Origin of the sequence: Geothrix limicola (assembly GCF_030268085.1) — a bacterium.
Taxonomy (GTDB): domain Bacteria; phylum Acidobacteriota; class Holophagae; order Holophagales; family Holophagaceae; genus Geothrix; species Geothrix limicola.
Map to the genome: position 1 here is coordinate 497,150 of NZ_BSDE01000001.1, position 13,217 is coordinate 510,366.

The following is a 13,217-nucleotide window of genomic DNA, read 5'->3' on the forward strand; positions in this document are numbered from 1 at the left end:
GCGCGGCCATGGCCTCATATATCAGATGTTAGTTGCTGATTCCGTCTCGAGGTTTTCATGCCCGTGCTCCGCTCCATTCTGATTCCGGCCGCCCTGGTGATCCTGGGGCTGCCTCTCACCGCTTCCGGGGAAGGCGCCACGACTTCGCCGGCCCGGCTGCCGCTGGATCAGGGCTGGAAGTTCATGCCCGGCGACAATCTCGCCTACGCGGCCAGCGCCTTCGATGATCGGGCCTGGAAGCCCATCAAGGTGGGCCTCGCCTGGCAGAAGCAGGGCTGGGAGCAGGTGCAGGGCTACGCCTGGTACCGCGTGAGCTTCACGCTGCCCGAGAAGCTCAGGGCGCAGGACCTGCTCAAGGACGGTCTGCGGCTCAGCATCGGCAGCGTGGCGGACTTCGACCAGTGCTTCCTGAACGGGCAGATGGTGGGGGCGAATGGCACCGTGGTGCCCGTGGGCAGCACGCCCGACGACCTCTTCTGGAAGGCTGACGAAAGCCTGCCGGGTCAGCCCCGCACCTACCTGCTTGACCTGGAGGATCCCCGCCTGAAGTGGGGCCAGGAGAACGTCCTGGCCATGCGGGTCTACATGGTCAGCGGCTGGGGCGGCCTCATGGGCGCGCCCCTGGTGCGCATGATGGAGCCTGCGGACTATGTCACCTTGAACCCCGACCTCGAACCCTTCGCATTCAAGGGATCGAAACTCGCGAAGACTTTCACCGTCTCCAACACCTCGGCCACCCGTCCGCTGCGAGGCCAGTTGACCCTCACGGCCAAGGGGCTCGTTTCGGGCGCGCCGGTGCTTTCGAAGGTCATCGAGCTGGACCTCAAGCCGAAGTCCAGCCAGAGCATCGGCTTCGAGATCCCGCGCCGGTCCGAAGCCTGTCGCATCCAGTACGGGCTTAGCTTCCAGGAGGGCGGCGCACCGCTGACGCGCAGCGAGGAAAGCCCCTACGTGCTGACGCCCCAGGCCCCGGCCTCGCCGCGCATCAACGGTCCCGAGGTGGTGGGTGGCCGGCCCGGTCGCGCCTTCCTCTTCACCGTGCCCGCCAGTGGCCAGAAACCCATCCGCTTCGTCGCCAAGGGCCTGCCCCAGGGCCTGAGCCTCGATGCCGCCACGGGCGTCATCAGGGGCACGCTGCCAGCCGCCGGCACCTACACGGTGACGCTCCGCGCGACCAATGCGAAGGGATCCACGCAGCGCAAGCTCGACATCGTCGCCGGTCCGCGGCTGGCCCTGACGCCGCCCATGGGCTGGAACAGCTGGAACGCATGGGGCCTGGCCGTGGACGAGGAGAAGGTCGTCGCCAGCGCCAAAACCATCGTGGACAAGGGCCTGCGCGATCACGGCTGGGCTTCGGTGAACATCGACGACGGCTGGGAGATCTCCACCCGCGACGGCGTGCCCCTGCGGGAAGCCGACGGCCGCATCAAGGTGAACGGCAAGTTCCCGGACATGGCCCGCCTGGGCCGACGGCTCCACGACCTGGGCCTGAAGTTCGGCATCTACAGCTCGCCCGGGCCCGCCACCTGCGGCGGCTATGCGGGCAGCTATCAGAACGAGGCATCTGACGCCCGGTCCTACGCCTCCTGGGGCGTGGACTACCTCAAATACGACTGGTGCTCGTACAGCACCATCGCCAAGAACCTGGATTCCCCCGAGGAGCTGAAGAAGCCTTTCGCGCTCATGAACGAGGCCCTCCAGAAGGTCGATCGCGACATCGTATACAGCCTCTGCCAGTACGGCATGGGCAAGGTGTGGGAGTGGGGCGATCAGGTGGGCGGCCAGCTCTGGCGCACCACCGGGGACATCAGTGACAGCTGGGACAGCATGAGCAAGATCGGCTTCTCCCAGGTGGAAGGCGCGCCCTTCGCCGGGCCCGGTCACTGGAACGATCCCGACATGCTGGTGGTGGGCTGGGTGGGCTGGGGCCCGAAACTCCATCCCAGCCGCCTCACGCCCGACGAGCAGTACACGCACCTGAGCCTATGGAGCCTGCTGTCGGCGCCGCTCCTCATCGGCTGCGACCTGCCGCGCCTGGATGCCTTCACCCTGAACCTGCTCACCAACGACGAGGTGCTCGCCGTCGATCAGGACCGCCTCGGCAAGCAGGCCACGCTCAGGCTCAAGCAGGGCGACTTCCAGATCTGGGTGAAGGAGCTGGCCGATGGCGGCCGCGCCATCGGCGTCTTCAACCTGGGTTCTGAGACGACCGCCTACACCCTGGACCTGAAGGCCCTGGGCCTCGCAGGCTCCCGGACGCTGAGGGATCTCTGGCGGCAGAAGGACGTGAAAGTCCGCACCTTCAAGGTGCCCGCCCACGGCGTGATGCTCCTCAAGGCCAAGGCCGCGAAGTCGGGCCAGTTGTGAGAAAGGCCGATCGGCTCGCGCCGATCGGCCTTTCCGTTGAAGAGACTGCGATCAGTTCTGGACGGGTACCCGCGCGGCGAGATCGTCCAGCACCTTGAGCATGTGCTGGCACTCCTCGCAGCTGGTGTGGGGCGTGCCGCAGGGGAAGCCGTCGCTCTGCATGCCGAGGCAGCGGGGCTGCTGGATGAAGCGCACCAGTTCGCCGAAGAGGCCCGAGACCTTCTGGCGCAGCGGGCTGTCGGGGATCTCCCGGAGGGCCATGATGATCTTCCATTCCTCGTTCGTGAGGGTGGTCTGGATGGCGGTATCGCTCATGGCTGCCTCCTGGAAAGGAAAAAATTCACCACTGAGACACGGAGAACACTGAGAAAAAAGCACGGAGAAAAAATCTGTTGTCTCTTGTTCTCCGTGATTCCCCTGTGCCCTCCGTGTTTCCGTGGTGGATCAGTTAGCGAGGGATTCCACCGACTTGATGCCCCAGGCGAAAGCTTCTTCGTTGAGGGGGATCAGGGCGCACTTGTCCTTCAGGGCCACGCGGATGGCCGTGAGCATGGTGTCCTTGGGGAAGATGCCCGTGGCGGCCTGCAGCGCGCCCAGGGCCACGATGTTCTTCACCACGGCCTTGCCCAGGTCGGTGGCGATGCCGGTGAAAGGCACGGGGAAGACCTTGATGCTGGGATCCAGCACGGGGGCTTCGGTGACCACGGAGCTGTCGTAGATCACGTAGCCGCCCTTGCGCACGGTGGGTCCGAACTTGGCGAGGCTCGGCGCGTTGAAGGCGAGGAGCACCTGCGGATCGGGCGAACCGGGATTCAGCACTTCGGTCTCGGCCACGTGCACATCGGCGTAGGACGTGCCGCCGCGGCTTTCGGGGCCGTAGCTGGGGATGTGGGTGGCGTCGAAGCCCTCGCTGATGGCGGCGCGTGCGATGAGCATGGCCGCGGTCTGGGCGCCGTCGCCGCCGGAACCGGCGAGCTTGAGGGAGATGTCATTCAGGTCGAGGTGGGTGGGGAAGCCCTGGCAGAAACGCTCAGGACGTTCCGTTGTGGCACCCGCCAGGCTGAGGAGCTTCTCGCCCTTGAAGCAGGGTGGGTTGCGCTTGAACCAGGGTTCGACGGTGAGGTCCTTCTTCACGCCGAGGGGATAAACGGGCTCCATGCATTCCTTGACCCACTTCTCCGTGTCCTCGGGGCTCATCTTCAGGTGAGTGGGGCATTCGGCCAGCACTTCGATGAAGGAGTAGCCCTTGCCTTCCACCTGCAGTTGGAGGGCTTTCTGGATGGCCTTCTTCGCCTTGATGCGCTGCTTGGCGTCGAAGAGGGCCACGCGCTCCACGTAGACGGGGCCGTCGAGGCCCGCGATGAGCTCGGCCATCTTCATGGGCTGGCCGTTGTACTCGTTGCGGCCCGAGGGGCTGGTGGAGCTGGTCTGGCCCATCAGCGTGGTGGGGGCCATCTGGCCGCCCGTCATGCCGTAGATGGCGTTGTTGATGAAGATGACGGTGATGGGCGCGCCGAGCTGGGCCGTGGCTACGGTTTCGGCGAGGCCGATGGAGGCCAGGTCGCCGTCGCCCTGGTAGCTGATGACGACGCTGTCGGGATTGGCGAACTTGTGGCCGAGGGCGACTACGGGGGCCCGACCATGAGCCGCCTGGGTGTTACCCACATCGAAGTAGTAGTAGAGGAACACGGAGCAGCCCACGGGGCTCACGGCCACCGTGCGGTCCTGGATGCCCAGGTTGTCGATGGCTTCGGCCAGGAACTTGTGGGCGAGGCCGTGGCCGCAGCCGGGGCAGTAGTGGGTGGCGTGGCCCTTCAGGCCCTCGCCGTGGGAATGGCGCTCGAACTTGTCGTAGATGACGCTGGCCTTGCTCATGCGAGCACCTCCTTCCGGCCCAGGACCCGGGTCATGATCTCGTTCTGCTGGGGCAGGACCCCGCCCATGCGGCGGACGGATTCGATTTCGGGGAACTCGCGGACACCGGCCTTGCTGAGGGCGAGGCGGACCTCATCCTCCAGCTGGCCCGCGCTGGCTTCCACCACGACGATGCGCTGGGCACCGTGGATGGCGGCTTTCAGATCTTCCACGGGGAAGGGCCAGAGGGTGATGGGGCGGAAGAGGCCGGCCTTGATGCCCTGATGGCGCAGCTCCTGCACCGCGCCCTTGGCGGTGCGGGCCGGGGTGTTGCAGGCGATGAGCACCACTTCGGCGTCGTCGCAGAGGAAGGTCTCGGCGCGGGCCTCCACCTTCATGGCTTCGTACTTGGCGTTCAGGTGGACGTTGTGGGCCTCGAGGTCGGTCTCCGTGAGGAAGATCGAGGAGATGAGGTTCTTGCGGTGCATGGCGTCGCCGTAGACCGCCCACTTGGGGATGCCGGGCTTGAGCATCGCGTCGGGCAGCTGCACCTTGCCGGTCATCTGGCCCAGGTAGCCGTCGCCCAGCAGGATCACGGGGTTGCGGTACTTGAAGCTGAGTTCGAAGGCCAGCATGGTCAGGTCCAGCATTTCCTGGGGCGTGGAGGGCGCCAGGGTGATGGCCTGAGTGTTGCCATGGCCGAGGCCGTGGCAGGCCAGCTTGATGTCGGACTGCTCGGGGGCGATGTTGCCTAGGCCGGGGCCGCCGCGCATCACATCGACAAACACGCCCGGCAGCTCGGCGCCGATCATGTAGGAGACGCCCTCCAGCATCAGGCTGAAGCCCGGCGAGGAGGTGAAGGTCATGGTGGGCAGGCCCGCGCCGGCGGTGCCGTACATCATGTTCACGGCGGCCACTTCGCTGACGGCCTGGATGAAGGTGCCGTCGAGCTTGGGCAGGAACTTCGCCATCAGCTCGGCGCCTTCGGTGGAGGGCGTGATGGGGTAGCCGTAGACGTGGCGGCAGCCGGCCAGCAGGGCGCCCAGGGCCGAGGCGTACGTGCCCTTGATGACCAGGGGCTCGGTGCGGGGCAGGGGCAGCACTTCCGAGGGCAGGTCCACGGGCTCGGGGGCGTCGCAGGGCTTCACGCCGAAGAGCTTGGCGGGGTCTTCGAGCTCGAAGTCCTGGATCTCGCCTTCGTGGGCGGGGCGCAGGCCATAGGGCTCGGGGCAGGCGTCCATGCACAGACCGCAGGCGTTGCAGTTGGCCAGGTCCAGCTCGACGGGCACCAGGCCCGTCAGGGGATTGATCTGGTCGCTGAGCGTGATGCAGTCCTTGGCGCAGGCGTCGAGACACCGGCCACAGCCTTTGCAATACTCCGGCAGAAGAAAGGGTTTCGGTCGTTCTTTGAGGGCCATGGGGCCTCCATATAGGGACGCAGATCCTACTTGCCGTGAAGTGTCGCCCTCGGCCCATGTGCCCGTGGTCACAAGCGGGGAATGACGCAGACCACCGCCGACCAATGGGGACGGAATGGCCCTCTGGCCGGGCGGTCTGTCGTCACGGCGAGCGCCGACAGACTTCTTCAGGGCAAAAGGAAACTGCGAATGGCACGAACCGCCACTCGGTGCGCAACTCATGGCCCGGACGGGGCAACCGAATCAGCAGGTGGTGCTACCCAACCGCTGTTCCATTCGCGCCCTTTCGCGCCATTCGCGGTTCCCAGCTTTTAGCGGTCGCCCCAGTGCAGTTTCTGCTGGAGGAGGGCGAAGAAATCCAGGCCGGGCTGCTGCAGCAGCGTGATGCGGGCCTCGGCGCGGCGCAGCCGGACCTCGTCTCCCGGCAGCACGCGATGGCCCACCTGGCCATCCAGCGTGAGGTGGGCGTCCTCGGCATCTTCCAGGGTGATGCTGATGGGCAGGGAGGCCGGCACCACCGAGGGGCGCAGGGTGAGCGTGTGCGGGCAGATGGGAGCGATGACGAAGGCCTCGAGGCTGGGGTACATGATGGGCCCGCCGGCTGACAGCGCGTAGGCGGTCGAACCCGTGGGCGTGGCCACGATGAGGCCGTCGGCCTTCATGGGGCCCGCGTCCTGGCCGCCCACCCGCAGGCGCATGTCCATGATGCGGGCGAGGGCGCCCTTGGCCACGACGGCATCGTTCAGCACGGTCTGCCTTGTGAGCAGAAAATCCTTCCGCCACAGCTCCGCTTCCAGCATGGGGCGCACATCCGGGACGAGGGATCCGGTGAGGAAGGCTTCCACCGCCTCACGGGCCCCCGATACGGGATGGGCCGTGAGGAAACCCAGGGACCCCAGGTTGATGCCGAGGATCGGCGTGCCGCGCAGGCCCACGCGGCGGGCCGCGTAGAGCAAGGTGCCGTCGCCGCCCAGCACGAGGCAGAGGTCGGCGGGATCCTCGCTGGCACCCAGATTCAGGTCGATCTTCAGGCGGGATCGGTCGAGACCCGCCTGAACCCAGGCCTCCTCCAGGCCCGGTTCGCCGATCACGGTCCAGCCCCGATCCAGCAGGACCGGCAGCGCTTCACGCAGGGTGGACCCCAGGTGAGGGGATTTGACCTTGGCCACGAGGATGAGACGTTGGGGCATGGAATAACTCTAGCGCTCTCCCGGTATCCTTGGCTCATGGCTTCCAAGTCGACCCCCTCCTCCTCGCCCTTCCGACGCTGGATGCGGCGCTCCCTGTGGGCCTTCCTCGCCCTCGTCGTCCTGGGTTCGGGCATCTTCGCGGTGTCCTGGTCGGTGCTCTCTCGCGACGCCGACAGCTTCCTAACTCTGTTTGCCCTGCGGGTGCCCAAGACGATCACGAAGGTGCTCGATCAGCGGGGCAACGTCATCGGCATCTTCGCCGAGGAGCACCGCGTCGTGATCCCCTACGGCGACATCCCCAAGGCCTTCGTCAGTGCCCTGGTGGCCACGGAGGATACGGATTTCTGGGAGCACGGCGGCGTATCGGCCTGGGGCGTCGCCCGATCGGGATGGAATTTCGTCAGCAGCTTCGGCCGGAGGCGGGAAGGGGCATCCACCCTCACCATGCAGCTCATCCGCACCGTGACGGCCAAGCGGCAGAAGCGCCTGGACCGCAAGCTGAAGGAGATCATCCTCGCCCGCAAGCTGGAGAAGGCCTACTCGAAGAAGCAGATCCTGGAGATGTACGCCAACGAGGTCTACTTCGGCGGGGGGCGCTACGGCATCGAGGCGGCGGCGGAGTTCTACTTCGGCAAGAGCGCGCCGCAGCTCAACGTGGAGGAGTGCGCCCTGCTGGCGGGCCTCGTCCAGAATCCCAACTGGTACAACCCCTACAACCCCGATCCCAGGGCCCGCGCCGCCGCCAAGGCCCGCCGCAACCACGTGCTCATCCGCATGGTGAAGATGGGTTTCCTCAAGGCGGCCGAGGCGAGCCAGCTCGTCGAACGCCCCATCCGCCTGGCCCGGGAAAACGCCCAGGAAGAAGCGGTGGCGCCCTATGTCGTGGAGGAGGTGCGGAAGTACCTGTATGAGAAGTACGGCCGGGAGCAGGTGCTGAACGGCGGGCTCGAGGTGACGACGACGGTGGACAGCTACTGGCAGGAGGCCGCCAACGCCGCCGTGCGCGCGGGCCTGAAGGCCGTGGACCGGCGCAGGGGTTTCCGCAAGGAGGCGGTGCAGTTCGTCAGCGACCCCGAAACGACGCAGCTGAATGGCTGGAAGCGCTACTTCGAAATCGGCGACAGCGTGCGCGGCGTCATTCTGAACTGGAAGGGCGGCAAGGCCCGCGTGCGCATCGGCAAGACCGAGCTGGACGTGCCCGAAAGCGCCTTCGCCTGGGCCGGCAAGGACATCCAGAAGCTGCTGCCCCGGGGCGCCGCCCCCCTCTTCGCCGTGAAGGCCGCGGATGATGGCGTGCCCAAGACGCTGGAGCTGGATCAGGAACCCTCGGTGGAGGGCGCGCTGATGGCCGTGGATCCGAAATCCGGCGAGATCCGCGCCATGGTGGGCGGCTACGATTTCAACCGCTCCAAGTTCAACCGGGCCACCCAGGCCCAGCGCCAGGTGGGCTCCACCATGAAGGCCTACGTCTACGGCGCCGCCTTCACCGCCGGGAAGACGCCCGCCACCATGGTCCAGGACGTGCCGACGCGCTTCCTCGACACGGTGGACTACCTCACGGTCACGCATCCCGATGGAACCTCGGATTACAAGCCCCTGCGACCCGGCGTGAAGCCCTACGAACCCAAGAACTATGAGCGCGATTTCTGGGGGCCCATCCCCATCTGGGAGGCCCTGCGGGATTCGCGCAACGTGCCCGCTGTGCGCACGCTGGAAGAGACGGGCGTCCTGAACGTCATCGACTTCGCGCGCAAGTGCGGCGTCGCCGGCCCCATCCCGCCCTATCCGAGTATGGCGCTGGGATCCGGTGACTTCACCCTCAAGGAGATGGTGCGCGGCTATTCGACGATCGCCAACGGCGGCCTCCAGGCCCCCGTGCCCTTCTTCATCAAGAAGGTGGCGGACCGCAACGGCCGCGTGCTGGAAAGCCACAGCGGCGCCGCCACCGAGCAGGTGCTGGATCCCATGAGCACTTACCAGCTCATCCAGTGCCTGCAGGGCGTGGCGACCAGCGGCACCGGCGCCAAGAGCAACGAGCTGGAGTGGCCCGTGGCGGGCAAGACCGGCACCACGGACGAGCACACGGACGGCTGGTTCATCGGCTTCTCCACCAAGGTGGTCTGTGGCGTGTGGGTGGGGCTGGACGAGAAGAAGACCATCTACCGCGGCGCCGACGGCGCCAAGGTCGCCCTCCCCATCTGGATCGACTTCATGCGGGTGGCCCTGCCCACCACGGGCGAGAAGGAGGACTTCAAGGCGCCGGAGGGCATGGAGTGGGCGGACATCGACCGCTTCACGGGCCTGCTGGCCACTTCCGCCACGGCGGACCGCGTGCTGCACCTGGCCTTCAAGCCGGGCACGGTGCCCAAGTCCGGCAGCGATGCCGAGACCATCCGACAGGTGAAGGAGGCCCGGGACAAGGCCGCCGGACAGCCCGTGGAAAACCGCGTGTGGGGCCGACCCAAGCAGGTCGAAGAGGAGAAGCCCGTGGATCTGGGCGCTTCGGATCCCAACGCCTGATCCATCGAATGGGCCATTTCGCAGGGGGCTGCCGGGCCTGAATCCGGCAGGTGACCCATGTCTCGGCGGGATTCCCGGATGCTGGGGTCTCACCGGAGTGTCTCTTGTCGCTGCGCCGATCCCTGACTGTCTGTTGCCTTGGCGCTGCCTCGCTGCTGGCCCAGGATGCGCGTCCCGCCGAGCCCGCCTTCGAGTACGGCTTCCAGCACCGGTCGCGATCCGAATCCTGGGACGACATCGTGGATCATCGCCGGACCACGCCGGACTTCAGGGTCCAGTACCGCTTCCGCACCAACGCCTGGGTGATCGTGCCTCTCGGCGAGGATCTGACCTTCACCGCCGGACTGGTCAACGAGAATCGGAAGCTCGTGCGCCCCGATGTGGCCTACAACGGTCGCGAAATCATCTTCGACAGCTGCTACCTGGACTGGCGCATGGACCCCTCCTGGTCGCTGCGGGCCGGGCGCCAGACCCTGATGCGTGGCGATGGCTTCGTGCTCTGCGATGGCGGGGCCCTGGACGGCAGCCGCACGGCCTACGTCAACGCCGTCGACCTCACCTGGACCGGTGGCGACGCCAAGGTGGAGTTCCTCGGCATTTCGGATCCGGCCCGGGACCGTACCCTTCCGGGTCTGAACCACACGGACAATCCGAAGGAACGCACACTGCTCAACGAGCGGGACGAGGCGGCGCTCGCGGTCTACGGCACCTGGCGCCGCGAAGGCCACGACGTGCAGGCCTACGTCTTCCACAAGACCGAGCGGCACGACGTCAGCGCCTGGACCGATCCGATCTTCGTGCCGGACCGCTGGGTCGAAACCCTGGGCCTGCGGGTCGCGGAAAAACTGGGAGGTGGTCTTTCCGCCATGGGGGAATTCACCGTGCAGGGTGGCCGCCAATCGGGCCACCCCGGCACGCTGGAACCCGCTTCCGACATCCGCGCCTGGGGCGGTCAGGCTCGCGTGACGCAGGCCTTCAATGCGCCGCTACGACCCGAGCTGAGCCTCGGCTGGGTGGGGCTTTCCGGCGACAATCCCTCCACGCGCACCCACGAGGGATGGGATCCGGTCTTCAGCCGCTGGCCCAAGTGGAGCGAGCTGTACATCTACAGCCAGATTCCCGAGGGCGGCGTGGCCGTGTGGTCCAACCTGCGCATGTGGGAGGCCACGGTTCAGGCGAAGCCCCACGCCAAGCTCGGTCTGCGTGCCAGTGTGTTCTGGATGCAAGCCTTCCAGCCCGTCATCGGACACGGCCCCATCTTCGCTTCCGGCCTGGGTCGCGGCCGTCTGGACGAAGTGCGGGCGGACCTCAAGGTTTCGGACCAGTGGCAGGGCCGCCTGACCTACGAACGGCTGGACCCCGGCACCTTCTATGCGGGCCCCGCCACCGGCCGCTTCCTGCAGGTGGACATCATCTACACCTTCCGCCGGCACCGCTGAGTCGGGGCGGAAAGGAGTCCCCAGAATTGAAAAGCGAAGCCCGGCTGAGCCGGGCTTCGCGCGGGGGTCCGGGGGTGTGTGCGAAGCACGGAACCCCCGGAGAACATCACCCCTTCTTCTTCCAGGTCTTCGCGGGGCGATCCTCGCCGTACTTGCCGGCGGGCTTGGCGCCGGCTTTGGCGCTGGGCTTCCAGGGGCGAGGCGTCTCCGCCTTGGCGGTGGGGCGTTCCTCCCAGGCCTTGCGAGGCTTTTCAGCTACGTCGGGACGGGGCTTGGCGTAGGGGCGGGGGCGCTCCTCGAAATCGCTGCGGGGCTTGAAGCTGCCGTCGGGTCGCGTCTTCGAGAAGGCGGAGTCGGGGCGCTCGGTGCCGCGTGCGGCGGCGCGCTCAGCATACGTACGCTGGGGGCGGGGGCCGCCTTCCTTGCGCTCGCGCGGGGAGTCGAACTTGGACTTGGGCTTCTTTTCCGGTTCGTTGGGCAGCTCGAACCCCGAGGCCTGGTCGGCCTGGACGAGGCCCAGCAGGCCGGCGACGAGGCGCACGGGATCGGCATCCTTCAGCATCTGGGTGGCCTGGTGGATGAGGGCGGCGCTGGCGGAACCCTGAATGCCGTCGAGCAGCTTGGCGGCCTGCGACTCGCGGATTTCCGCGGGCGTCGGCACGGGGCGCCAGTCCAGCTTGAGGCCGCCGCGGCGTCCCCAGGCCAGCAGGATGCGGCTTTCCTTCCAGCCCACCAGGGCCATGCTGGTGCCCTTGGCGCCGGCGCGGCCCGTGCGGCCGCTGCGGTGGATGTAGCTCTCCAGCTGGGTGGGGATGCCCATGTGGACGACGAGGGGCAGGCCGCCGATGTCGAGGCCGCGCGCGGCCACGTCCGTGGCCACCAGGTAGCGCAGCTTGCCATCCTTGAACTGGCCGAGGATGCGGGTGCGCGTCGCCTGGGCGAGGTCGCCGTGCAGGAAGGCCGCGGGCAGACCCGAGACGGTCAGCTCTTCGGCGACCTCCTCCGTCTGGGCCTTGGTCTTGGTGAAGATCAGGGCCGAGCTGGGCTGATCCTTCAGCAGCAGGTTCACGAGGGCGCGCACCTGCTGGTGGTCGGGCACGAGCACGGGGGTGTGCGCGATGTCGGCGTGGCTGGCGGTCTCGCCGGCCTCGGTGAGCTGCAACTGGACGGGATCCTTGAGGAAGCGCTTGGCCAGCTTGGCGATGGGGGCGGGCAGGGTGGCGGAGAACAGGAAGGTCTGCGGGTTCGCGGGCACCTTGGCGAGGATGGTTTCCACGTCCTCGAGGAAGCCCATGTTCAGCATCTCGTCGCACTCGTCGAGCACGATCATGCTGACCTGGCTCAGGTCGAGGGTGCCGCGCTCCATGTGGTCCATCACGCGGCCGGGCGTGCCCACGACGACGGGCGAACCCATCTGGAGGGCGCGCAGCTGGGGCGTGTAGCTCATGCCGCCCACGAGGGAGGCGATGGGCAGCTTGGGCACGAGGCTGTGCAGCTCGGCGCCCACCTGCTGGGCCAGTTCGCGCGTGGGCGCGAGGATGAGGGCCTGGGTGCGGCGCTCATCCGAAAGCCGCTGCAGCAGGGGCAGGCCGAAGGCGAGGGTCTTGCCCGAACCGGTGCGGCTCTGCACCAGCAGGTCGCGGCCTGCAAGGCCGGGCACGATGGTCTGGGCCTGGACGGGCATGGGGGATTCGAAACCCCGCTTGGCCAGGGCGGCCAACAGGGCTTCGCTGCAGCCGAGGGCTGCGAAGGTCGTATCGCTCACTTTGTCTCCCGGGGCTATCCCTGCGCGAGTGTGCCGAATGGCAATCTCTTATTGGCGGACAGCGCCAGCCGGGAGGGGCCCAAACGGCTATCATCTCGTGGAATGCCTTGAAAAACAAGGGAAAAGGCTGGATGGCACTCCCGGAGAACGCGAAGGCAGCTGCAGCGCGGGGCGTTAAGATCGGCGTATGACGACGCTGCTGCTCATCCGTCACGGTATCGCCGAGGACCCGCGTCCCGGCCAGAAGGACGCGGATCGCGCCCTGACGGAGGAAGGCTGGACCAAGACCCGCGCCGCGCTGAAGGGTCTGGTGGCGCGGGGATACGTGCCGACGCGGGGCTACACCAGCCCCTACCGGCGCGCGGCGGAGACCATGACCTGTCTGCAGGAAGCCGCGGGCGCCTTCCCCATGGAAACCCGCGTGGAGCTTCAACCCAACGGCCGGCCGGCCCAGGTGGATCTCTGGCTGCGGGGACTCATGGCCGAGGCGAGGCCCGGCGACATCCTGGTCCTCGTCAGCCATCAGCCCTTCCTCAGCGACCTGATCTTCCACCTCACCCACCGCCAACTGGACGTGAAGAAGGTCGCCTGCACGGTCATCCGCTGGAAGGAGGGCGTCTGGCACTTCGAACGCCAGTACCAGCCCGCCGAACTGAGGTCCTGA

At 67.2% G+C, this 13,217-nt stretch carries 9 protein-coding genes; 4 read left to right on the plus strand and 5 right to left on the minus strand.

The features are described from left to right. Nucleotides 1-57: 57 nt before the first annotated feature. Nucleotides 58-2,367 carry a putative Ig domain-containing protein gene (locus QSJ34_RS02065; RefSeq protein WP_285569623.1) on the plus strand — a complete coding sequence of 770 codons (2,310 nt, stop codon included), beginning with the start codon at nt 58-60 and terminating at the stop codon, nt 2,365-2,367. 51 nt (nt 2,368-2,418) lie between these two features. On the opposite strand, the gene QSJ34_RS02070 is transcribed toward QSJ34_RS02065, so the two are convergent. The 4 genes from QSJ34_RS02070 to QSJ34_RS02085 form a co-directional block, all read right to left on the minus strand. Next, a complete protein-coding gene (locus tag QSJ34_RS02070; RefSeq protein WP_285569624.1) occupies nt 2,419-2,682 on the minus strand; it encodes a hypothetical protein in 264 nt (87 codons plus the stop codon). A gap of 129 nt (nt 2,683-2,811) precedes the next feature. Then, nucleotides 2,812-4,242 (minus strand): 2-oxoacid:acceptor oxidoreductase family protein, encoded by a 1,431-nt coding sequence (locus tag QSJ34_RS02075; RefSeq protein WP_285569625.1) that lies wholly within the window; start codon nt 4,240-4,242, stop codon nt 2,812-2,814. Then, nucleotides 4,239-5,639 carry a 3-methyl-2-oxobutanoate dehydrogenase subunit VorB gene (gene vorB / locus QSJ34_RS02080; RefSeq protein WP_285569626.1) on the minus strand — a complete coding sequence of 467 codons (1,401 nt, stop codon included), beginning with the start codon at nt 5,637-5,639 and terminating at the stop codon, nt 4,239-4,241. The genes QSJ34_RS02075 and vorB overlap by 4 nt, the downstream gene beginning before the upstream one ends. 311 nt (nt 5,640-5,950) lie before the next feature. Beyond that, nucleotides 5,951-6,829: an NAD(+)/NADH kinase gene (locus QSJ34_RS02085; protein WP_285569627.1), complete on the minus strand. Its 879-nt coding sequence runs from the start codon at nt 6,827-6,829 to the stop codon at nt 5,951-5,953. 81 nt (nt 6,830-6,910) lie between these two features. Here QSJ34_RS02085 and QSJ34_RS02090 point away from each other — a divergent pair, with 81 nt between their 5' ends. Then, entirely contained in the window at nt 6,911-9,349 is a 2,439-nt protein-coding gene (locus QSJ34_RS02090; protein ID WP_285569629.1) for a penicillin-binding protein 1A, read from the plus strand. A gap of 104 nt (nt 9,350-9,453) precedes the next feature. Continuing rightward, nucleotides 9,454-10,788, plus strand: a complete 1,335-nt coding sequence (locus QSJ34_RS02095) for an alginate export family protein (RefSeq protein WP_285569631.1) — start codon at nt 9,454-9,456, stop codon at nt 10,786-10,788. 106 nt (nt 10,789-10,894) lie between these two features. Here QSJ34_RS02095 and QSJ34_RS02100 read toward each other — a convergent pair whose 3' ends face one another. Beyond that, entirely contained in the window at nt 10,895-12,553 is a 1,659-nt protein-coding gene (locus QSJ34_RS02100; protein ID WP_285569633.1) for a DEAD/DEAH box helicase, read from the minus strand. Between the two features lie 187 nt (nt 12,554-12,740). On the opposite strand from QSJ34_RS02100, the gene QSJ34_RS02105 reads away from it, so the two are divergent. Then, complete coding sequence (locus QSJ34_RS02105) at nt 12,741-13,217, plus strand: SixA phosphatase family protein (RefSeq protein WP_285569634.1); 477 nt, start codon at nt 12,741-12,743, stop codon at nt 13,215-13,217.

Coding starts and splice junctions, on each gene's coding strand:
- vorB (WP_285569626.1), bottom strand. CDS start 5,639: ATGGCCCTCAAAGAACGACCGAAACCCTTTCTTCTGCCGGAGTATTGC.
- QSJ34_RS02065 (WP_285569623.1), top strand. CDS start 58: ATGCCCGTGCTCCGCTCCATTCTGATTCCGGCCGCCCTGGTGATCCTG.
- QSJ34_RS02085 (WP_285569627.1), bottom strand. CDS start 6,829: ATGCCCCAACGTCTCATCCTCGTGGCCAAGGTCAAATCCCCTCACCTG.
- QSJ34_RS02070 (WP_285569624.1), bottom strand. CDS start 2,682: ATGAGCGATACCGCCATCCAGACCACCCTCACGAACGAGGAATGGAAG.
- QSJ34_RS02090 (WP_285569629.1), top strand. CDS start 6,911: ATGCGGCGCTCCCTGTGGGCCTTCCTCGCCCTCGTCGTCCTGGGTTCG.
- QSJ34_RS02075 (WP_285569625.1), bottom strand. CDS start 4,242: ATGAGCAAGGCCAGCGTCATCTACGACAAGTTCGAGCGCCATTCCCAC.
- QSJ34_RS02105 (WP_285569634.1), top strand. CDS start 12,741: ATGACGACGCTGCTGCTCATCCGTCACGGTATCGCCGAGGACCCGCGT.